Annotated in this window: 20 protein-coding genes; 2 read left to right on the top strand and 18 right to left on the bottom strand. The window is 66.6% G+C overall.

Annotated features, from left to right (window positions below; translation table 11 throughout):
* A partial coding sequence (locus JWQ89_RS19005) for an aldo/keto reductase (protein WP_299643582.1) occupies positions 1 to 471 on the top strand: 471 nt, incomplete at its 5' end.
* A gap of 24 nt (positions 472 to 495) precedes the next feature.
* On the opposite strand, the gene JWQ89_RS19000 is transcribed toward JWQ89_RS19005, so the two are convergent.
* The 18 genes from JWQ89_RS19000 to cydD form a co-directional block, all read right to left on the bottom strand.
* The gene (locus JWQ89_RS19000; protein WP_299643581.1) at positions 496 to 1,677 is read right to left on the bottom strand and encodes an NAD(P)/FAD-dependent oxidoreductase; all 1,182 of its coding nucleotides are present in this window, start codon (positions 1,675 to 1,677) and stop codon (positions 496 to 498) included.
* Complete coding sequence (locus JWQ89_RS18995) at positions 1,674 to 2,396, bottom strand: methyltransferase (protein WP_299643579.1); 723 nt, start codon at positions 2,394 to 2,396, stop codon at positions 1,674 to 1,676. Before JWQ89_RS18995 ends, JWQ89_RS19000 begins: the two co-directional genes overlap by 4 nt.
* Before the next feature lies 1 nt (position 2,397).
* Positions 2,398 to 3,480: a type III polyketide synthase gene (locus JWQ89_RS18990; RefSeq protein ID WP_299643578.1), complete on the bottom strand. Its 1,083-nt coding sequence runs from the start codon at positions 3,478 to 3,480 to the stop codon at positions 2,398 to 2,400.
* A 182-nt stretch (positions 3,481 to 3,662) separates the two neighbouring features.
* Positions 3,663 to 4,649, bottom strand: a complete 987-nt coding sequence (locus tag JWQ89_RS18985; RefSeq protein WP_299643576.1) for a fumarylacetoacetate hydrolase family protein — start codon at positions 4,647 to 4,649, stop codon at positions 3,663 to 3,665.
* Positions 4,650 to 4,656: 7 nt separating this feature from the next.
* Positions 4,657 to 4,950 carry an antibiotic biosynthesis monooxygenase family protein gene (locus tag JWQ89_RS18980; protein WP_299643574.1) on the bottom strand — a complete coding sequence of 98 codons (294 nt, stop codon included), beginning with the start codon at positions 4,948 to 4,950 and terminating at the stop codon, positions 4,657 to 4,659.
* A gap of 128 nt (positions 4,951 to 5,078) precedes the next feature.
* Positions 5,079 to 5,864, bottom strand: a complete 786-nt coding sequence (locus tag JWQ89_RS18975) for an IclR family transcriptional regulator (protein ID WP_299643573.1) — start codon at positions 5,862 to 5,864, stop codon at positions 5,079 to 5,081.
* Between the two features lie 73 nt (positions 5,865 to 5,937).
* Positions 5,938 to 7,002: an LLM class flavin-dependent oxidoreductase gene (locus JWQ89_RS18970; protein ID WP_299643571.1), complete on the bottom strand. Its 1,065-nt coding sequence runs from the start codon at positions 7,000 to 7,002 to the stop codon at positions 5,938 to 5,940.
* On the bottom strand, positions 6,999 to 8,072 hold the full coding sequence (locus JWQ89_RS18965; RefSeq protein ID WP_299643569.1) for an NAD(P)-dependent oxidoreductase: 1,074 nt from the start codon (positions 8,070 to 8,072) through the stop codon (positions 6,999 to 7,001). Before JWQ89_RS18965 ends, JWQ89_RS18970 begins: the two co-directional genes overlap by 4 nt.
* A gap of 12 nt (positions 8,073 to 8,084) precedes the next feature.
* A complete protein-coding gene (locus JWQ89_RS18960; RefSeq protein ID WP_299643566.1) occupies positions 8,085 to 9,473 on the bottom strand; it encodes an NAD-dependent succinate-semialdehyde dehydrogenase in 1,389 nt (462 codons plus the stop codon).
* Positions 9,470 to 10,327, bottom strand: coding sequence for an amidohydrolase family protein (locus tag JWQ89_RS18955; RefSeq protein ID WP_299643564.1), 858 nt, complete (start codon positions 10,325 to 10,327; stop codon positions 9,470 to 9,472). Before JWQ89_RS18955 ends, JWQ89_RS18960 begins: the two co-directional genes overlap by 4 nt.
* Before the next feature lie 6 nt (positions 10,328 to 10,333).
* Complete coding sequence (locus tag JWQ89_RS18950) at positions 10,334 to 11,458, bottom strand: mandelate racemase/muconate lactonizing enzyme family protein (RefSeq protein ID WP_299643562.1); 1,125 nt, start codon at positions 11,456 to 11,458, stop codon at positions 10,334 to 10,336.
* Complete coding sequence (locus JWQ89_RS18945) at positions 11,455 to 12,006, bottom strand: VOC family protein (protein ID WP_299643560.1); 552 nt, start codon at positions 12,004 to 12,006, stop codon at positions 11,455 to 11,457. Before JWQ89_RS18945 ends, JWQ89_RS18950 begins: the two co-directional genes overlap by 4 nt.
* Before the next feature lie 11 nt (positions 12,007 to 12,017).
* The gene (locus JWQ89_RS18940; RefSeq protein ID WP_299643557.1) at positions 12,018 to 13,274 is read right to left on the bottom strand and encodes a Gfo/Idh/MocA family oxidoreductase; all 1,257 of its coding nucleotides are present in this window, start codon (positions 13,272 to 13,274) and stop codon (positions 12,018 to 12,020) included.
* 25 nt (positions 13,275 to 13,299) lie between these two features.
* Positions 13,300 to 14,127 (bottom strand): carbohydrate ABC transporter permease, encoded by an 828-nt coding sequence (locus JWQ89_RS18935; protein ID WP_299643555.1) that lies wholly within the window; start codon positions 14,125 to 14,127, stop codon positions 13,300 to 13,302.
* Positions 14,124 to 15,080, bottom strand: coding sequence for a sugar ABC transporter permease (locus tag JWQ89_RS18930; protein ID WP_299643554.1), 957 nt, complete (start codon positions 15,078 to 15,080; stop codon positions 14,124 to 14,126). The genes JWQ89_RS18935 and JWQ89_RS18930 overlap by 4 nt, the downstream gene beginning before the upstream one ends.
* Before the next feature lie 82 nt (positions 15,081 to 15,162).
* A complete protein-coding gene (locus JWQ89_RS18925) occupies positions 15,163 to 16,500 on the bottom strand; it encodes an extracellular solute-binding protein (RefSeq protein WP_299643552.1) in 1,338 nt (445 codons plus the stop codon).
* Positions 16,501 to 16,814: 314 nt separating this feature from the next.
* Entirely contained in the window at positions 16,815 to 18,482 is a 1,668-nt protein-coding gene (cydC, locus tag JWQ89_RS18920) for a thiol reductant ABC exporter subunit CydC (RefSeq protein ID WP_299643549.1), read from the bottom strand.
* Positions 18,479 to 20,218, bottom strand: coding sequence for a thiol reductant ABC exporter subunit CydD (cydD, locus tag JWQ89_RS18915; RefSeq protein ID WP_299643547.1), 1,740 nt, complete (start codon positions 20,216 to 20,218; stop codon positions 18,479 to 18,481). The genes cydC and cydD overlap by 4 nt, the downstream gene beginning before the upstream one ends.
* A gap of 132 nt (positions 20,219 to 20,350) precedes the next feature.
* Here cydD and JWQ89_RS18910 point away from each other — a divergent pair.
* Positions 20,351 to 20,489 (top strand): cytochrome ubiquinol oxidase subunit I (locus JWQ89_RS18910; protein ID WP_299643584.1); only part of this gene is annotated, 139 nt, incomplete at its 3' end.

Here is a 20,489-nt window from a genome sequence, read left to right as displayed (position 1 = left end):
TGGGGCCTCGGCGTTAATTGCCCCGAGCCTATACTTCAGGCCCTCGACGTGGCGGACCCGGACGTTTTCCTCCTCGCGTCGCAGTATTCTCTGATCGACCACCAATATGCGCTCGATCACATCTTCCCGGCGGTTCGGGCGCGGAACGTGTCGCTGGTGATGGGCTCGCCGCTCAACGCCGGGTTCCTCTCCGGCAGCGACAGATACAACTACGACGACGGAATTCCGGCGGGGTACAAGGAGAAGCGGGCACGTCTCACGGCGATCGCCGAGGCCCATGGAGTGACGCTGCGAACCGCCGCGCTGCAGTTCGCGAGCATGCCCGACGTGACAGCCACGGTCATCCCGGGTGCGCGCACGGCCCTACAGATCACCGAAGACGCCGAGTCGATGAATGTCGAAATCCCGCACGAATTCTGGGCCGAACTGAAGTCCGAAGGGCTGGTCGCCCAGAACGCACCGACCGGGTAGTGCGCCTCACAACGTTTCCCGAGCTCAGCCGAGACCAGGCACCACCGAAATCTTGCCGCTGAGCTGCGCACCCAGGAACAGGCTCGCCGGGAACGCTCGGACAAACTGGTGCATCGCACCCGCGGTCAGCGGGCGTGAGGCGAGACCAGCGAGTGCTGATGCGGTTAGGATGCGTACGGCGAACTGCCTCCTCCACGCCGCCGCATAGCGCAGCCCGGCCTGCCGGCGTCCCGCCCGGTTCCAGTCGGGCACCCGAGCCAGTTCACCCGCCAGCAGCCAGCCCGATTGCAGCGCCATCGATATGCCTTCGGCGATGATCGGATGCGACTCGCCGGCGATATTGCCGACCCGGAAGATGTCGTCGGCATAGGCGGCACGAAGACCGGGGCGGATCGGCCCCGCTGCGAGCCAGCTGCCATCGAGGCGCGCGTGACGGAGCGCCTCGGCAACGCCGGGGCACGCCGCGAGGATATGCCGGAACACCGCTTCGCCCGCCGCCATGCCGCTGTGCTCGGCACGAACTTGTGCCAGCCGGTCGCGGCGGATGCAGCAGGAAATCGACATCCGGCCCTGGTCCGACCACACCATGCCGCCATAGCCGCCGGGAAAGGCGAGCAGCGGCATCAGGTCGGGCGGCAGGGAGGAGTCCCTGAAATGCGCCTTGAAGCCGAGAAAGTCGGACGGCTGGTGGCGCTTTTTCATCTGGCTGGGCAACCCGCCGGGCTCCCATGAGCCATGCGCTGCGACGACAATGGGCGCGACGAGCGTTCGCTGCTCATCCTTGCATTCGACGTGGACGGCCATGTCGTCGCCGTCGGGGACGGCGTCCACCGCCTGCCATGGCTGCAACACCGTCGCCCCCGCCTCCGCCGCAGCCTCGAGCAGCAACGTGTCGAGAACGTCCCGTCCGAGCGCCCGGCCGAAAGCGTTGGTCGGCGCGCGCGGCATCTTCGCTTCGATGCCGGTCCCGCCAGCGAACAGCGCAACCCGCCTGATCTCCGGCCCGGCAAGGGCGCGGATGCTGTCGCCAACCCCCAGCCGATCCAGCAAGGCGAGGTTGACCGCCGAAATGAACTCGCCGCACACCTTGCTGCGCGGAAATTCGCTCCTTTCGACAATGGCAACGGCCCGACCCTGCCGCGCGAGGGCAGTTGCGACTGCCGATCCGGACGGCCCCCCGCCGATGACCACCGCGTCGTATCTCATCGCGGCGACCCCGATGCGGCAGGGCGAGCCGAAAACACGTGGGTGAACGGTCCGATGGCGCCCTCGCGCATGATCACCGCCTCCCCACGCGGCCAAAGCGCGGACAGTTCGTTGTCCGCAAAACCAGCGCGAACGCTGGCGGCCGCGTCGTGCAGCGTGACCTCGTTCGCCCCGATCAGGCGCAGCAGCCCCGACGCCACCAGGGCCACGCCATTCCGTCGAGGCTCGGTCGCGATGAACACCGGGGCCAGCCGCTGCGCCGCCGCGAGCAGTCGCCTCAGTTCGCCCTCGGCAAAATGGTGAAGGAAGAGATTGGCGGTGATGACGTCGAAGCTCGAAGGCGCGGAATCCTCCATCCACTCGATCGCATCGGTGATCACGGTCTCCGCATGCCAGCCCAGCTCCGTGAACCGCCGCCGCCGCTCCCCCGGCACCAGGTCCTGCCGATCGAGCAGCGTCAGCTCGACCCCGGGCCAATGGCGCGCCATCCGCCGTGCCACCGCCAGCATCAGCGCGCCGTCCCCGCAGCCGATCTCGAGCAGCCGCCGTGGCGGCTGCTCGACGTCCCGGCGCAGGCGCCGCGCCACGATCGGGGCCTGGAACATGATCGCATTGATCCGCACCAGATCCCGGCGCGAGCCCATGGCGCGCGGATCGCTCGCTGGCAGATGGTCCAGCAGTTCCGGCGTTAATTGTCGTCGCGCCAGGACTTCGGCCATCTTACGCGGCGTCGGCGGTGTGGAACATCATCGTCTCGGCGGTAAGGCCGGGCCCGAACGCCATGCCGCATCCGATCTGATCGGCCTGCCGCTTGGCCATCATCTCGGCAAGGACGAACATCACGGTCGCGGAAGACATGTTGCCGTTCATGCGCAGCACCTCACGCGAATGCATGAGCGCCTCTGGCTCGAGGCTCAGCGCCCGCTCCACGGCATCCAGCACGGACTTGCCGCCCGGATGAACCGCCCAGAGGTCGACATTGTTGAGCCCCCGATTGCCCAGGATGTCGGAAATGCGGGTACTCAGCGTCTCGTGGATAGCGGCAGGCACCTGACCCGAGAGCACCATGTCGAACCCGTCGTTGCGCACCGTCCACGTCATCAGCTCCCGGCTATCGGGAGCGACGATGGCGCGGAAGCTGTCGAGGGCGATGCCGGTCGGCTCGGCGGTGATAAGGGCCGCTGCACAGCCATCTCCCCAGAGGATGAAGGTCAGGAGCCGCTCGATGTCGGTCGTCTCCTTGAGGTGCAGCGTGCACAGCTCGATATTGACCGCGAGCACCCGCGCCTCAGGCTCGGAGCGCACGATGTGGTGCGCAAGCTTCAGCGCATTGACCGCCGCATAGCACCCCATGAAGCCGACGATGGTCCGTTCGATCGATGACGACAGCCCGCAGCGCTCGATGAGCTCGAGGTCGATCCCGGGCGAGGCGAGGCCGGTGCAGGTGGTGACGATGAGATGCGTGATCTTTGCGGCATCCGCCCCGAGCTCCAGCCGATCCACCGCCTTCTGCGCCAGAGCCGGCGCGGCTTCGGCGAACAGGTCCATTCGCTGGGCGGTCGTCGGGAAGTGACCGCGGGTGAACCGGCCCGCTCCGTCGACCGCCGGGCCGTTCGGATCTTCGGCGGATGGGAAGCAGCAGTAGCGATGCTCGATGCCGCTCCTTTCGGCCATACGGGTGAACACAGCCTGGCGCCTGGGGTCGTCGGCGAGCTGGGAGGCGGCGAAGCCGATGGAGAAGCGGTGGACATCGTAGTCCGGCACCGCGACGGCGATCCTGTTCACGTAGGCCTGTGTAGACATGACGGCTCCTTGGTTTGCCCAAGGGACCGAGGAGGAGACGATTTCCCCTGGACGCTCTGGATCAACACCTAGCGCTCGGGATTATTCCCTCGCCCATTGGGTAAACGTCGCGCAGGCAGCATTGGCTCCCCCCTTCGGAAGGAGCGGCGCCAACGGCGGCAAAGTTATGGGGATGAGCGGCGTCAGCCGATGGAGTTGCTGAGGGTGCCGAGGCGTTCGACCTCGAGGACGACCTTGTCGCCGCGTCCGAGCGACTTGCCCATTTCGGCGGCGGAACCGCCACCGACCGTGCCCGAGCCGAAGATCTCGCCCGCGACGATGGTCTCGTCCATCGAGGCGTGGGCAATCATCTGGTCGAACCGCCAATGCATGGTCGAGGTACTCGTATCGCACCAGGGCTCGCCGTTGACGCTCGCCGTCATGCGGAGTGCGTAGACGTCCGGCACCTCGTCGGCGGTGACGAGGCACGGCCCGAACACATGGCCGCGGCTGAAATCCTTGCCCTTGGCGGGCCCGAGGCCGACCGACATCTCGCGCTGCTGAATCTCGCGGGCGCTGAAGTCATTGTAGATCATGTAGCCGTAGATATGGCTCGCCGCGTCGGCGCGCGCGATGTTGGTGCCGCCTTTGCCGATGACGGCGGCGAACTCGAACTCGAAATCCATGTTGGTGGCGTAGGACGGCATGTCGACGACATCGCCATCAGCGCCGACGGCCGACGGGTTGCCCTTGTAGTAGACCGGCAGCTCATACCATTGCGGGGGGATTTCGCGGCCGAGCTTGGGGTAGATATTCTTCAGATGCTGCTCGAATGCCATGAAGTCGCGGATCAGCGGTGGCCGCGGGATCGGCGCCAGGAGCCGCACCGATTGCGCCTCGTGGACGAGCCGGGCCCCATCGGGGCCGGCCTCGCCATTGCCGGCGATCCAGTCGAGCGCCGTGCGGGCTGCATCGAGTCCCACCTCGCCATTCTCGATGAAGGCCACCATGTCCGACGGCACCGTCGCGGCAGCCAGCCGCGCGGCACCCTCCTTCGAGGCTCCAGCACTGCCGCCCAAATGTGCCCGATACGCCGACTGCAGGTCGGCGAAACGGCCATGCGGCAGCACAGCGCCGATCCGCGTCAACGGGCCGGCAGCGGTCGGGAGCTCGAAGGAGACGAGGCGCATTTCGGCCTCAGGAGATGGCGAGTTCGTAGAGTTCGCGCTCGCGCTTCTCCAGCATCGGAATAACGGTGCCCTCGATGATCGACTTGAAGTGCGGCGTCTCGCGATGCGCGGCAAGCGCTGCCGCATCGACATAGTGCTCGTAGAGGAGGATCAGGTTCTCGTTCTCGGTCGACTTCGACACCTGGTAGAACTTGCAGCCCGGCTCCGACGCCTCGACCAGCGGCTTCATCTTGGTCAGTTCGGCCAGTACCTTCGGCACGTTGCCGGGCTTGGTGTGGTACTTGGCAATGAGGACGATCATAGGAGCTCCCTTTCGGTGGTCTTGTGCAATTCGTTCATTATGTTGAACGATTTTCTTGATGCTGAACATTTTCACGCCGCCCGGACGCTGTCAATCGTGCGCGCCCGCGGGGCGGCTTAGCCTTTAGCCTAGTTGCGGCCACCGCCGAGGCGCCGGCTGAGGGTGCCTGCCAGCGTCTGCACGGCGTGGCTGACCTGCGCGGTCGAGGTCTCGTTGACCTCGCCCGACAACAGCCCGATGGCGATGCCGGCCACGGCGCGCTCGTCGGTAGCGTTGAACACCGGAGCGCCGAAGCACACCATGGCGTCGCGCAGCTGTCCGTCGTCGATCGAATAGCCCCGCTCGCGGGTTTCCTCCAACTCACGCATCAGTGTCTTGAGATCGGGCACGCTGCGCCTGGTCCAGAGCTCGGGCCATTCTCCGGCGAGCAGCTGCTCCACCTCGGCGGGCCGCATGGTCGACATCATCGCCTTGCCGGTGGCGGTGAACGGCGCCGGCAGGCGTACGCCGGGCCGGAAGCTCACGCCGAGCGGATCGGTGCCGCGGCGGCAGGCGACATACATCACTTCCTTGCCGGTCAGGATCGACAGGTTGATCGATTGCTTGGAAACAAGGTCGGTCGCCTCGGCGATGCGCATGAATTCCTGCGTCAGGTCGCTCTGGCCCTCGAAGGCATTGGCCCAGGAGAGGACGTGCGGGCCGACGGCGAACTGCGACGGCCCCACCCGCATCATCAGCCCGAGATCGACCAGCGTGTGGCAAAGCCCATGCACCGTGCTCTTGGGCAGGTCCAGCATGCGCGCCAGCTCCGATACGCCCTTCGGCTTGCCGCCGGTCGAGAGCGCATCGAGGATCCGCTTGGTCCTGACCAGCGCCGGCACTGCCTTTGCGCGCTGTTCGGTCTCATCCATCATTGGCCGTACTACTCTCGCTCTCTTGCTTGAAGATACGGCATTAACGACCCCGGGGGCCAGCCCGCAAGGCCGCTTAGCGGAACGAAGGCGCGATCTCCTCCATGAAGTAAGTCATGCCGTCGCTCTTCGGGGCATCCATGAACCACAGCATCAGGTGATCGACGCCCTGACCGCGCAGTTCCGCGATCCGGGCCTTGGCCTCCGCGGCGGTGCCGATGATCCAGGGACCGGTCATCGACTCGGGGAGACAGTCGGTTCTGCCGGCAACGAAATCGAGCACCTCGGGCTGCGCAGTGCCGGCGCCTGCCTCGGCGGCCCGCTCGAGCAGCGCGGCGACCTTGCGGCGAAGACCGGCCAGATTGGGCGCGACGAGAATCTGCGTCTCGAAGCTGATCTCGACTTCGGCTCGGGAGCGTCCGGCCCTGGCTAGTGAGGCATCCAGCAGCGCCAACCGCCGCGCCAGTTCCTCCAGCGTCACGGGCGTACTGTTCCAGCCGTCGGCGATGCGGCCGCTGAGTTCGATCACCGGCGGAAATGCTTCGCCCAGCCACACCGGCACATGCTTCTGCACGGGCTTCGGCGCCAGTTGCGCTTGGGTGAGATGGTAGAACTTGCCGTCGAAATCGATCGGCCCGTCGGACGCATAGAGCGCCCGGATGACGTTGATCGCCTCCTCCAGCCGTTCGACCCGCGCGTCATGGTCGTCGTCCCAGTCGAGTCCGTACGCCACCTGTTCCGGCCGGCCCATGCCGGCCTCGAAGAAGTGGATGAACCGGCCGCCGGACAAGAGGTCGAGCGTCGACATCATCTTGGCCGCGATCTGCGGCGTACGGAACAGGTTGGCCTGGTGGATCAGCCCGAGTTGCACCCGGCTGGTGGCGCCTGCGATCATCGCCAGCGTCGTCCAGCCTTCGAGCACCGCCTGCTCGCGGCCCAGCATCAGGTGGTCGCACACCCACAGCGAGTCGAAGCCCAGCCGCTCCGCCTCACGGGCATTGCCCAGCACATCCACCTCCTCGATCCGCGCCACGTTGGGCACGCGGAACAGGCCGGGACCCGGCATGGCGAAGGCGGGTACGCAATAGCCCAGCTTCAACCGGCCCGCCTTGCGGCGTTCGGTTAGTTCAGCCGAAATCACGACTTCACCCCGGCGCGCGGCACGAGGTCGTGGCGAGTGCGGTGCCCGGCGAACTTGCGCGCGATCTCGTCCGCCGCCAGCGTCAGGAAGCGTGGGCCGCAGGGCGCCGTGACGCCGGCGATGTGCGGGGTGAGAAAGACGTTGGCCATCTGCCGCAGCGGCGAGTCGGCTTCCAGCGGCTCCGGATCGAACACGTCGAGCGAGGCGACAATGTCGCCCTTCTGCAACCGCCTGATCAGCGCCGCCGGGTCGACCACTGCGCCGCGCGACACGTTGACGAAGACCGATCCGGGCCGGAGCAGCTCCAGCTCCTTTTCCCTGATCATCAGCCGCGTCTCCGGCGTCAGCGGCACAAGGCTGATGACCACGTCGCAATCCATCACCTGCTCCAGCGAGGTCAGCGTGATGTCGTAGATGTCGGCGAGAACCCGCGGCGCATACGGATCATAGGCGTAGATATCGGCCTCAAACGGCTGCAGCAGCTCGAGCAGTCGGCGGCCAATATAGCCGCAGCCGATGAGCCCGACGCGCCGGCCGGTCAGCTCGCCATTGAAGCCGGGATCGGCAACACGCGCCTCCCAGCTCTGGAACAGCACCTCGCCGCCGATCATCCGGCGGAACAGCGCGCCGGCGTTCCTCAACCCGATCATCGCCATGGCCAGCGCCCATTCCGCCACCGGGTAGGACGAGCCATTGGTGGTATCGACCACGGTGACGCCCCGCTCCGCAGCGGCATTGACGTCGATGCGCTGGCTGAAACGGTCGCCCTCGACCTCGGCGATGAACTTGAGGTTGGGCAGCCGGTCGAGCACGGCGCCAGTGAGCCGCGGCGAGCCGTGGCAGACCAGCAGCGCATCGACATCGCCGGCAAAGGCGACCAGCTTGTCGATCGCGTCCGAGTTCTCGGGCGGCGCCTCGTCCCAGCTCGAGGGCTCGTTGCAGAGATGGTGGCTGAAGCTGCCGAGTTCGGTCAGCGCCGCCACGGCCTCGTCATCGGCCATCCGCACATAGGTGTCGGCGTTGCAGGCAAAGCCCACCCGGATAGGTCCGGCCAGTTCGTAAATGGTCATCGTCTTGCCTCGTCAGCCGACCCAGACGGTCTTGGCGTTGGTGAATTCGTGAATGCCGACCTTGCCGAGCTCGCGCCCATAGCCGGATGCCTTGATGCCGCCGAACGAGATGTGCGCGTCCGAGCGCACCATGTCGTTGATGAACACGGCGCCCGCCTCGATGCCCGCTTCCATGCGGCGGGCGCGATCCTCGTCGCGGGTCCAGACGGCGGACGCGAGACCGAACTCGGTGCCGTTGGCGATGCGGAGCGCCTCGGCCTCATCGGCGAAGGGAAGGATCGGTGCCACCGGCCCGAACAGTTCTTCACGCGCTGCAACGTTGTCGTCTACGACATTGGTGAGGACCGTTGGCGCAAAGAAATAGCCCGCCCCAGCGACACTGCCACCGGCCAGCGCCATTCGAGCGCCGCCGGCGACGCTGCGATCGAGCTGGTCCTGCAGCCCGGCGCGCAGGTCGGCGCGGGCCAGCGGGCCAATGGCGTTCTTCTCGTCGAGCGGGTCGCCATAGGCGAGCTTGCGGGTGGCCTCGACAAAGGCCTCGGTGAAATCGGCGGCAATCGACTGTTCAACGAGAAACCGCTTGGCGCAGACACAGCTCTGGCCCGAATTGTTGTGCCGCGAGGCAACGGCGGTCTTCACCGCCGCGCTGAAGTCGGCATCGGCAAAGACGATGAACGGGTCGGAGCCGCCGAGCTCCAGCACCGCCTTCTTACCCGCCGCCCCGGCAATGCCGGCAATGGTGCGCCCGGCCCGGACGCTGCCGGTGACGGTGACGCTGCGGATGCGCGGATCGGCGATGAGCGTTGCCACCGTCGGGTGGTCGACGCGCAGGTTCACCAGCACGCCATCCGGCATGCCAGCGTCGGCGAACACTTTCTCCAGCCCCTCGGCACAGGCGGGGACGTTCTCAGCATGCTTGACGATGGTGGTGTTGCCGGCAAGGAAGGCCGGCGCGAAGAAGCGGACCACCTGCCAGAACGGGAAGTTCCAGGGCATGATCGCGAGGATCGGGCCGAGCCCCTCATAGCGCACCCGGCTGGCCCGCGCCGGGCTCGGCACTTCCAGCGGCTCGAGCCAGCCGGGACCGAGTTCAGCAGTGGTGCGGCAGGTCGCGGCGCATTTCCTGATCTCGCCGCGCGCCTCGTTGATGGGCTTGCCCATCTCGAGCGTCATCAGTCGGGCGAGATTCTCGAGATTGGCCTCGAGCCGGTCGGCGAGGCTGAGCAGCAGCTGGGCCCGGCGTTCGACGCCCGCCGCGGTGATCGTCCGCCAGGCGGCAGAACTGCGGGCCAGCGCGGATTCGATCTCGACCCCGTCATGCAGGCGGTAGGCGCCGAAGGTTTCGCCGGTGGCGGGGTTGACCGACCTGAACATGGATTGGGACGGGGTCAGCAGATTCATCGGGCGTTCCTTGAGGGGGCTGCGGCCTTGAGCAGCCGGTCGAGCGTGCCGCCGAGGATGGGACCGAGGTCGGCGGGCTTCAGGAAGCGGCAGTGCGTGCGCACGATCTCGAGCGCCTGCCGATAGGTCATGGCGCGGCTCAGCGCCGGGAAGTCCGAGCCCCAGCAGAGGCGCCCGGATCCGAACGCTTCATATAGCCCCTCGGCGATCCACATGGCGTCCAGATGCGGATAGTCCCAGCCGCGCTCGAGCCCCACGGCATAGTGAAAGCCGGAGAGCTTGATGAAGACGTTGGGATGAGCGGCAAGCCCGGCGATGGCCTCGAGCTGGGTGCGCGGACCATTTTGGGAAATGCCGCCCATATGGTGCAGCAGGATCACCAGATCGGGGTTGGCGGCGGCGATCGTTGCAAGATCGGCCGCCCAGGCGGGCGACATCGCGATCGAAGCGATCAGCCGCCGCTCCGCCGCGAGCTTGAAGAACGCCCTACCCTCGTCCGAGAGGAACCAGCCGTCGTTCTCGCCGACATAGTGCGTGAACCCCTTGATGGGCAGCGTATCGGCAGCCGCGCGCAGCCGCTCCACCGCCCCCGGCGTGTGATATTCCGGCGACCACACGCAGTCGACATCGGCAAACTGGTGCAGCCGGGCGGGGTAGCGGCGCACCGCCGCCGCCCCGTAGGCATTGTTGTCCGGGTTCTTCTCGATGCGTGCCGAAACGATCACCGCCTGATCGACGCCGTTCTGGTCCATCTCGTGGATCAGGTGCTCGACCGAGCCCTTGGTGGCCTCGTCGGGCACCTCGGGGTCGTAAGGCCAGCGGGCCCAGGCATGTGTATGGCTGTCGAGGATCACTGGCGCCTACCGGAACGCGACCGAGCCGTCGGGCTTCAGCGAGGTCGGCGGGACCTTGGCGATGACCGGAATGGTCTTCAGCCCCTCGTGGTCGAGCTCGACCCCGAGACCCGGCGTCTCGTTGGGCAGCCAGTGGCCGTTGACCACCGGGACGATGGCCTTCACCGCCTTGGTCCAGGGCGCGCTGTCCTGCACCTGGTGCTCGGTCACTTCCCAGTTCGGGATGGCGAACCCGAGTTGCACCTGCGCCGCGGTCGCGACCGGACCCGAGGGCACGGCGTGCGGGATGATGCCCTGGTGATGGGCTTCGGCCAGCGCGCAGATCTTTCGCGTCCCGGTGATGCCGCCGGCAATGCCGACATCAGGGCGGATGTGGTGGACACCGCCATGCTCCACATACTCGCGGAACTCCCAGATCGTGGTGTTGCGCTCCCCCGCCGCCATCGGCACGCGGGACTTCTCAGCCACCTCCCCGAAGGACAGCACGCTATCGGGCGGAATCGGATCCTCGACGAAGAGCGGCCGGAACTGCTCGAACTCGCGGATGGCGGCGATCGACTCGCCGAGCGCCATGTTGCGGTGGAGTTCGATGCCAAGCTCGACGTCCCAGCCGACAACCTCGCGGATCGCCGCCATGCGCTCGACCATGTCCTTCACCTTGGCGCCGAACGCCATCAGGTGATGCTCGGGCTGGTAGACCATCACCTTGAGCGCGGTGTAGCCGTCGTCGGCCGCCTTCTTGCAGCTCTGCGCTACTTCGTCGATCGTGCCGTACGGGATCACCAGCATGGCGCGCACCTTGTCGCGCACCCGCCCGCCGAGCAGCTCCCAGACCGGTGCCTGGTAGTGCTTGCCCTTCAAATCCCACAGCGCCTGGTCGATAGCGCTGATCGCCCCGCCAATGGCCATGCCGCGCATCGACATGGCGCGATAGAGCGACAGGTTGTGGTATTCGATGCGGAACGGGTCCTCGCCGATCAGCCGCTTGCCGAAGGCCTCGGCAACCAGCGCCGTCGCGTCGGGAAAGCCGAAGAAGGTGGATTCGCCCACGCCCTTGAGGCCGGTATCCGTCGTCACTTCGACGAACATCCAGTTATGCGCGACGTAGGTATCGATACGCTCGATCTTCACTTCTTAACTTCCTCGGCAAGGGGGTAGACGAAAAGCGGCTCGCGGCGGACTGCCGGCGGGCCGATCAGCTCCAGCACGAGGCCGTTGAGCTTGGGGGAGCTGAAATAGGCAAAGGCGCCGCTGCCATCGCCGCCAAAACCCTTGGCGGACTGGATGCAGGTGAACCCCGCCTCCTCGATTTCGGCAACGGCCTGCGCGTGGTTTTCCATCACGTGGATGCCGATATGGTTGAGGCCCTCACCGGAGCTCGCGAGCTGGTCGGCGAAGAAGGATGGACCGGTGGTCGGCTGCACCAGCTCGAACTGCACGCCGTCTTTCCAGGCAAGCGCATGCTTCAGCCCGAACTGCGCCGGCGCGCCCTTGTAGGTCATCTCTTCCAATATCTGCGGAGTGTACTCCCACGCCGTCCACGGGCCGATGCGCAGCAGGTCCCACCACTGGCAGGCCGCTGCTTCGAGGTCGCGGACGACGAACGCGACCTGCTTGGGCCCCAGCTGCTGCATCAGCTTCAGCGGCACGGCATCGAAGGCGGTACTGGTGTCGATCATCGCAATCCCCCTCAGGCCGCGTTCGACTTCGGCAACAGGCCGAGGTCGGCGTCGATCTCGTCCTGGTAGGCCGAGACGCGGCTCGACAGCACATCGTCCATGGTCACCACCTGCCCAGAAATGCCGCTCTCGTAAGCGGCGAGCACCGAGGCCACCGCGGTCAGCCCACCCTCCCCATCCACCTCGGGCGGACGGCCTTCCATGATGGCGGCGGCAAAGTCGTGGATCTCGATGGCGAGCAGACCCGAGTCCGTCTCGGCCCATGGCAGCTCGTAGGAGACGCCGCCGTAGAGCTTCTCGGTCAGTTCGTCGAGCTTGAACCCGACCTTGTCGGCCAGTTGCTGGCCGGTGAGGTCACCCTCGGCGGTATGGAGGATCGGCGCCTTGCCGGTGCGATCGTTGAAGATCTCGAGCGAGCCGTTGCGGCCATGCACCGAGCGCTGGTTCCAGCCCTTGCCCGGCCCCGACGCCACGTACGACATCTGCACCGTCAGCCCCGACTGCATGGTGTAGTTGGCGACGAACGAGTCCTCGCCGGTCGCGGTGATCTCAGCCGGAATCTCGAGGAAGCGCTTCAGATACGCCTCGGTCTGCATCTCCGGCTTTTCCTGCCGCCGACGCACCGGCTCGGCGATGAAGCCCTTGCCGTAGGCCGAGTGGAACGGCCCGAAATAGTACTGCACGATGTCGGTCAGGTGCGCGCCCATGTCGAGCCCGATGGCGCCCTTGTCCTTGAAGTGCCGCCACGGCGTGATGATAATCCGATCATTGCCGCCGATCATGGTCTGCACCATCAGGTGGATCGGCCCGAGCACGCCGGAATCGATCACGGCCTTCGCCAGCCGATTGGTCGGATCGCGGCGATAGTTCTCCGCCGTCGCCAGCACCGCTCCGCCGGCCTTCGCCGCGTCGAGCAGCGCCCGGCACGAGCGCACGGTCAGTGCCAGCGGTTTCTCGCACAGCACGTGCTTGCCGGCCCTCAGCGCCGGCAGCACCACCGCGAGGTGACTGAACGCCTCCGTCACCACGTCGAACGCCGCGATCTCGGGATCGGCCACCGCGTCATCGATCGACAGGTGAATCTTCGGCCGGTAGCCCAGCAGCTGTTCCGCCTCGCCGGCCACCCGCTCCGCATTGTCGGCACGCACATCGCATACCGCGACGAGCCGCACATTGGAGAGGCCCGAGCGCATGAGGCGCGCAAAGCCCTGCACATGGCGGCTCCCCATGCCCCCGCACCCGACGAGGCAGACTGGTACTGTAGTCACGTTTCAGCTCCCGGTAGAACGGCGCCTATTCCTTCAACGCGCCGCCGAGGCCGTTGATGAAGTAGCGTTGGCAGAGAATGAAGAAGATGATGATCGGCAGGGTCGAAAGTAGCACAGCCATCATCGCGATGTTCGGCGGTGTCTGCGAGGTCTGCGACCCGAGCCCGGCAATGGCCAGCGGCAGCACACGCATCGATTTCTCGGTGGTCGAGATCAACGGCCAGACATACATGTTCCACGCCGTCAGCACCGTCACCGCCGTATAGGCCGCGATCGGCGGGCCGGAAAGCGGCAGCACGATCTGCATGAACACCTGGCCCCAATTGGCGCCGTCGATCTTGGCCGCATCCAGGATCTCATTGGGCATCGAGATGTAGAACTGGCGGAAGATAAAGACGCCGAAACTGGTCTGCGCCACCACCGGGATGATCAGCCCCCAGAAAGTGTCGATCCAGTTGAGGTTGCGCACCAGGATGAAGGTCGGGATCAGCACCACCTGGAACGGCACGAAGATGGTGATGACGAACATGGCGAAGAGCAGGTTCTTGCCCAGGAACTGCATCTTGGCGAGCGCGAACCCGGTCATCACCACGAGGATGAGCTGGCAGAGCGTGACCGCGATGGTGAAGATCACCGAGTTCACGATGGCGGCGCTGTCGAGAAAGACGAGGGCGGCGCCGATATTGTCGAGATGCCACTCGCGCGGCCACCAGGTCGGCGGATAGGCAGCCACTTCCTGGCTGGATTTGAACGAGTTGATGATCATCCAGTAGAACGGCGCCGCCATCAGCAGGCCGAAGAAGATCACCGCCGAGACGTGAAAGCGGCGACGCCAGGGGTGTCCGACGCTCATACCGGGTCTCCATTGATCGGCTTGCGACGAGGCGGGTTGAAGATCAGCGCCAGGATCGCGACGATGACGAACAGCACGGTGGACAGCGCCGAGGCGTAGCCGAGCCGCAATTGCGCGAAGGCCATGTCGTAGATGTAGCGGATCAGGATGTCGGTCGAATTGAGCGGCCCGCCGCCCGTCATCACCTGCACCACGTCGAAGCTGTCGAAGATGATGCCGCGCAGGTTGATGACGAGGATCAGCAGCGTCACCGGCATGACGTTGGGCCAGATGATGTGGCGCAGCTTGGCCCAGGGACCGGCGCCATCGATCTCGGCAGCCTCCATGAGCTGTGGGTTAATCTGCTGCAGCGCCGCCAGGTAGAGAATGATGCCGAGCGGCAGGCGCAGCCAGACGATCACCACCGACAGCGCCGGCAAGGCCCAGGTGGTGTCCTTCAGCCAGTTGGGACCGGTGACGCCAAAGGCGCTGAGCAGTTCGGCGATGGGACCGACGCGCGGATCATAGATGAAGCGCCAGAGCACCGCGGAGGCGACGAAGGAGATGACGATCGGCAGCAGGTACATCGTGCGGAACACGCTGTAGCCGGGAAAGGTGGTGTTGATCAGCACCGCAAGAAAGAACGACAGCACCACCGTCGGCACCACGCCGAGGACGACCAGATAGACGGTCTTCACCACCGAATTCAGCGCCCGCGCATCGTTGAGGATGTCGGTATAGTTCCTGATGCCCACGAAGCGTGGCTCGGAAATCAGGTTCCAGTCATAAAGGCTGAGCGCGAAGGCGGCGATGATCGGCAGGACGATGAAGACCGTGAACAGGATCAGGTTCGGGCCGACGAACAGGAAGGCCCAGAAGGGCGAGTCCGTTCGGGCGTTCGATTTGCGGCGCATCACGGCCTGCACATTGGCAGGACGCGCGCTGCCGGCAGGGACAGTGTCGATCTCGGTCACTCTGGCAAAACCCCGGCGCTAGCCGTCGAAAAGGGAATGGCCGGCCGCACTGGAGGACGCGCGGCCGGCCATCGGAGGATCATCAGCCGGCGGCGAGGTTGCGCGCCATGGCTTCGTTGATGATCGCCTCCGCGTTCTTCAACGCCTCGGCAACCGGGACGTTGTTGAGCACCACGGCTTCTTCGGCCTTCAGCAGTTCGGTGTCGACCACCGCCTGCACGTCCGCCGGGATCGAGGTCGGGTTCATGGCACCGTACTGAATCGACTCGGCAAACACGCGGTTGTCGTACGGGGGGCCCGGCAGGTCGGTCCAGATCGGGCTGTTATACAGCGCCTCGACCGGCGGCACCGTGCCGTAGGTCGAGGTCAGCACCTTCATGCCGCCGTCTTCGGAGTAGAACCAGTTCAGGTAGTCGTAGGCGAGGTCCTTGTTGTTGGCCTCGCCCTGCGGCGTGATCGCCTGGGCGATTGAACCCATGCCGGTCTTGCGGACGCCGTTGATCGTGGGCTCGAGCGCCACATCCCAATCATCCGTCATCGCATCGCGGATCGAGGGCACAAGCGCGCGCACCGACTGGATCATTGACGCAGCGCCGGAGCCGAAGGCCTGCTGCATGGTGCCGAGCTGGTTGATCTGCGTCGAGGAGGCGAGGACGCCCGCCTTCACCTGGTCCCAGTACATGGTGAACAGCTTGATCGCGGCCTCGGTCTGCAGCTTGTACATGTTCTTGTCGTCAAGCAGCGTGTCGCCGAGCGCGAGGATGCCGGGGACGTAGGTGGCGTGCCACGGAACCGACGCGGCGAGCCCGTAGCGAGTAGTTGTAGTGCCGTTCTTCTGGGTCAGCGCGGTCGCGACTTCGATCTGCTTTTCGAAGGTCCAGGTATCATCCGGATAGGGAATGCCGGCGTCGTCGAAGTGCTTCTTGTTGTAGTAGAGAACGACCGTGTCGGCGCCGATCGGCAGGCCGAAAATGCCGTCCTTGTTCGGGCCGGAGACGACCAGGTACTGGTCGAGAAAGGGCTTGGCCAGCGACGTCATGGTGATCGGGCCGCCCGAATTCAGGAAGGTGCGCATATCGGCGGTGATGCCGGCATCGGCGAACTGGGTGGCAAAGATGTCGGCGAGATAGGTAATGTCGGGCAGCTTGTTGGCGAGGCGACGCGACAGCAGCGTCTGGCGCAGTTCCGGGCCGCTCGAGGGCAGGATCGAGTACTCGATCTTGACGCCCGGACGGGCTGCCTCATAGGCGGCGAAGACCGGCTTCACGCCGATTTCGGCCCAGTCGAACACGGCGATCGAAAGCGTGCCGCTGGTCGGCTGTGCGAAGGCAAGCCTGCTGCCGGCGGCGAGCGCAAAAGGCGACGCGGCAAGGCCGGCGAGTACGGTCCGGCGGCTAGGCGTAAAACGGCTTGGCGACATGTTGTTCCCTCCCGAGGAATGCCACGGAAAGGTCATCACTCCGGCCATCGGAGGGAGTCTATCCGCAGCAGACAATGCGCAGTCTCGTGCCCGGCGCCGCTAGCGCCTGTTGTTCACTCAGCTGAACGACTGTCTATATACTGAACGATGTCACAGGAGTTTTGGCCGGTCAAGCGGGGGCAACACCCGTCCGCGGCATGCGCTTGAAAGCCGCAGCGTGGCGCAAAACCCGAGTTGATACAAACAATTAGAACACGAATTGAGTTGGGCGCAGGGCGAGATTTCCGGCTGAGCCCGCCGCTAGTGCTTTAGAACTACGGCCGTGGAACGCTCGGCTCGGCGATGCGCCCGGCCCTCAGTTCCAGCACTCGGCTGAAGGTCGCCGGCACCGCGGCATGAGTGACGACGATGGCGGTGCGGTCGCGCATCAGCGCCGGCAGCTCGGTGAGGAACGCCGCCTCGGTCTCGAAGTCGAGCCCGCTGGTCGGCTCGTCGAAGACGATCACTTCGGCCTCCGACAGCAGGGTTCGCGCGAGGCAAATGCGCCGCGCCTCGCCCGCCGACAGCGTCCGGCCCGCCTCGCCTACAACGGTTGCCAGCCCCTCGGGCAACCCACGCACGAAGCCGCCCAGATGCACGGCGTCAAGGACGGCCCCCAGCTCCGCATCATCGGCGGCATCGCGGCCGATGCGGAGGTTGGCGCGGATGCTATCGAGGAACACCGGCGCATCCTGCGTCATCAGCGCCACCCGCCGCCGCAACTCGCTGCTCGCCGCCGCGCGGAGATCGCAACCATTGAGCCGAATCGTCCCCGCATCGGGATCGACCAGCCGCAGCAGCAGTTGCGCAATGGTGGACTTACCGGCCCCGCTAGGCCCGACGATGGCAATGCATTCGCTGGTGCGGACCGCAAAGCTCAGGCCATCGAGCACCGGGCGCTGCGGATCGTAGCCGAAGCGCACCGCCTCGAAGCGCACCTCGCCGCCCGCGGGCAGCACCTGCGGCTCCGCCGGCTCGGCAATCACCGGCGCGCTCCCGGCAATCGCCTGCAGTCGATCGGCGGCCGCGGCCGCCCCGGCAAGCCGCGTCGCACTCCGCACCAGCAGCGCCGAAGCCTCGAAACTGGCGATCACCGCCAGCAGCAGTCCCGCCAGCAACGGCCCGTCGACCTGCCTCAACTCCAGCGCCGCGAAACCGGCACCAAGTGTCCCGAGCAGCGCCAAGCCGGCAAGCCCCTGCACGGCGGCCGAGGCGATCGCCGCATTGCGGCCAAGCCGCCGCCGCGCCGCGGCCAGCCGCGAGACCGCGGCTTCTGAAGCCAGCTCCGCTTCGCCCCGTGCCTCGAACAGCACGAGGTCCTGGTGCCCATCCAGCCCATCCAGCACCGCCTGCCGCAGCGCCGACGCAGCGGCCACGACCTCGGCCCCGGCCTTGCGGGACGCCAGCACGAGTGCGATCGGCACCAGCAACACCGCCGCGAAGAACAGCGTCCCATAAATCGCAGCCGCCCCGGGCAGGAACACCACCAGCAGCACCGTCATCGCGAGCCCGGTCAGCACCGCGGTACTGATCGGCCCGAGCGCCACGAGAAATACCGTATCCAGCGCCTCGACATCGGCGAGCAGCCGGCTCATCAGGTCGCCCCGGCCAAAACGCCGGCTCAGCGGCACCAGCGGGAACAGCCGCGCGAACAGCCAGGCCCGCAGGTCCGACAGCAGCCGCAGCGTCGCCTGATGCCCGCTCAGCCTTTCGCCATACCGCGACAGGATGCGCACGAACGACAACCCCCGAACCCCCGCCGATGGCGCGAACAGGTTGAACGCCGAGCCGGCCGTGCTCAGCGCCGCGGCAGTGAGGAACCACCCAGACAGCCCCAGCAGCCCGATGCCCGCCGCGATAGTCAGCAGCGACAGCGCGAGGGTCAGCAGCATCGGCCCCTTGAGCCGGCCGAACAGCGGCGCGAAGGCGAGGATGGCCCTCATGCCGCACCCGCCTTCCGCCCGCCGGCCACCGGCTTCGGCGCCGGCAGGAGCCTCCCGCCGGCGATGCGAAACACGCGCTGCATGCGCGCCTCCACGGCATGCGAATGGGTGGCGACGAGCAGCGTCCGCCCAGCAGCAAACTCGGCGAGCCCATCCAGCACCAGCGCCTCGGTCTCGAGATCGAGATGCGCCGTCGGCTCGTCGAGCAGCACCAGCCCCGGATCGCGCAGGTAGATGCGCGCCAACGCAATGCGCTGGATCTCGCCCCCCGACAGGCCCAGCCCCTCCTCGCCTAGCCGCGTTGCGAGGCCCTCCGGCAGCGCGTCGGCAAAATCGGCGACCCGGGCGCGCTGCGCCGCAAGCCTCACCGCCGCATGGTCGGCATCGCGCCGGCCGAGCCGGATGTTGTCGGCAATGCTGCCGGCAAACAGCCGCGGCCGCTGCCCCAGCATGGCGACGCGCCGGCGCAATTCGGGTTCCCCAAGATCGGCCAGCCGCACCCCATCGATCCGGATGTCCCCCACAAACGGCCGCAACCCGGCCACCGCCTCCAGCAGCGTCGACTTGCCGATGCCGCTAGCCCCCAGGATGGAGACATGCGCCCCCGGCTCCAGAGTGAGATCCGCATCCTCGATCACCACCCGCCCATCGGGATCGGCGAGCCCGAGCCTCGCCAGCCGCAACATGGCAGGCCCGCTGGCGCCAGCTGTCGCCGCAGCGACCACCAGCGCAGCCCTCGGCTCCGGCAGCACCCCCAGCTCCGCCTCGATCTCGGCGACGGCCGCCCTTGCCGCGGCGCGATCGTGATAGTGCGCCGCCAGCAGCCGCAACGGCTGATACACCTCGGGCGCCATCAGCAGGCAGAACAGCCCCGCCTGCAGCGTCAGCTCGGTGCCGCGCAGCGACAACAGGTCGAGGAACGTAAGCCCGACGTAAAGCGCCACCCCGGCCACCCCGAGCGCGGAGAAAAACTCCAGCACCGCCGAACTGAGGAAGGCGATGCGCATCACCCGCATGGTCCGCACCCGCAACTGCTCCGACGCCAGCCGTACCCGCTGGGTCTCCGCCTCGGCCTGTCCGAACAGCTTCAGCGTCACCAATCCCCGCAGCCGGTCGGCGAAGCGTCCGCTCAAGCGGTTCAGCGCGCTCGCCTGCGCCCGGCTCGCCAGTTCCGCGCCCCAGCCCGCCAGCGCCATGAACACCGGGATCAGCGGCGCGGTAATGAGGAACAACAGCCCGACGATCCAGTCGACCGAGAAGGCCACGGCCGCAAAGGCCAGCGGCAGGATCGCCGCCTGCACCAGCGCCGGCAAATACCGCGCGAAATAGCCATCGAGCCCCTCGACCTGCTCGAGCACCGTGCTCGACAGCGCCCCGGAACTCTTCGAAGCGGTCCATACCGGCGCGCGCGACAACAGGTCCCGCACCATGGCAACCCGCAGCCGCGCCTTGATCGCCTCCCCGAGCCGCACCGCTGCTGCCTCGCCCAGCGCGCCAAGGCCGATGCGCACCGCTAGAATCGCGCCAAGCACCAGCAGCTGCGGCACCAGCGCCGCGAGCCCCGCGCCCTCGACGATGGCCCGATGCAGCAGCGTTGCCAGCACCAGCGCCTGCGCCACCAGCAGGCCGCCGGCGAGCAGCGGCAGGCCGAGCACGGCCGCAAGCAACGGGCGGTCGCCGGCCGCCAGCCGGTTCAGCCAACGCCCTGATGCGACAATATTGGCCTTTTCGTCCATCGGTCTAACCGTGTGTCGCCCGCCATCATGGCATATAGTCATGCGGCATTGGCTTGAAATGGATCAGGCGACGCCAGTGCCCTTATTGCCGCAAGCATGCCGGCACTGCCGGACAACCCGAGGCATTCTCCCATGGTCGATCCGGTCGTCGTCGATCTGTCGCGCATCCAGTTCGCCGCGACAGCGATGTATCATTTCCTGTTCATCCCCCTGACGCTCGGCCTGTCGCTGCTCCTCGCCATCATGGAGAGCGTCTATGTGATGACCGGCC

The sequence above is a fragment of the Devosia sp. genome (genome assembly GCF_028290645.1).
In the GTDB taxonomy this organism is placed as follows: domain Bacteria; phylum Pseudomonadota; class Alphaproteobacteria; order Rhizobiales; family Devosiaceae; genus Devosia_A.
The sequence above is the reverse complement of the archived record's forward strand: the minus strand, read 5'-3'. Positions and strand labels throughout refer to the sequence as shown.

What these genes read in the sequence shown, in the direction of transcription:
- JWQ89_RS19000 (WP_299643581.1), bottom strand. Translation starts at nt 1,677, where the DNA reads ATGAGATACGACGCGGTGGTCATCGGCGGGGGGCCGTCCGGATCGGCA.
- JWQ89_RS18995 (WP_299643579.1), bottom strand. Translation starts at nt 2,396, where the DNA reads ATGGCCGAAGTCCTGGCGCGACGACAATTAACGCCGGAACTGCTGGAC.
- JWQ89_RS18990 (WP_299643578.1), bottom strand. Translation starts at nt 3,480, where the DNA reads ATGTCTACACAGGCCTACGTGAACAGGATCGCCGTCGCGGTGCCGGAC.
- JWQ89_RS18985 (WP_299643576.1), bottom strand. Translation starts at nt 4,649, where the DNA reads ATGCGCCTCGTCTCCTTCGAGCTCCCGACCGCTGCCGGCCCGTTGACG.
- JWQ89_RS18980 (WP_299643574.1), bottom strand. Translation starts at nt 4,950, where the DNA reads ATGATCGTCCTCATTGCCAAGTACCACACCAAGCCCGGCAACGTGCCG.
- JWQ89_RS18975 (WP_299643573.1), bottom strand. Translation starts at nt 5,864, where the DNA reads ATGATGGATGAGACCGAACAGCGCGCAAAGGCAGTGCCGGCGCTGGTC.
- JWQ89_RS18965 (WP_299643569.1), bottom strand. Translation starts at nt 8,072, where the DNA reads ATGACCATTTACGAACTGGCCGGACCTATCCGGGTGGGCTTTGCCTGC.
- JWQ89_RS18960 (WP_299643566.1), bottom strand. Translation starts at nt 9,473, where the DNA reads ATGAATCTGCTGACCCCGTCCCAATCCATGTTCAGGTCGGTCAACCCC.
- JWQ89_RS18945 (WP_299643560.1), bottom strand. Translation starts at nt 12,006, where the DNA reads ATGATCGACACCAGTACCGCCTTCGATGCCGTGCCGCTGAAGCTGATG.
- JWQ89_RS18935 (WP_299643555.1), bottom strand. Translation starts at nt 14,127, where the DNA reads ATGAGCGTCGGACACCCCTGGCGTCGCCGCTTTCACGTCTCGGCGGTG.
- JWQ89_RS18925 (WP_299643552.1), bottom strand. Translation starts at nt 16,500, where the DNA reads ATGTCGCCAAGCCGTTTTACGCCTAGCCGCCGGACCGTACTCGCCGGC.
- cydC (WP_299643549.1), bottom strand. Translation starts at nt 18,482, where the DNA reads ATGAGGGCCATCCTCGCCTTCGCGCCGCTGTTCGGCCGGCTCAAGGGG.
- cydD (WP_299643547.1), bottom strand. Translation starts at nt 20,218, where the DNA reads ATGGACGAAAAGGCCAATATTGTCGCATCAGGGCGTTGGCTGAACCGG.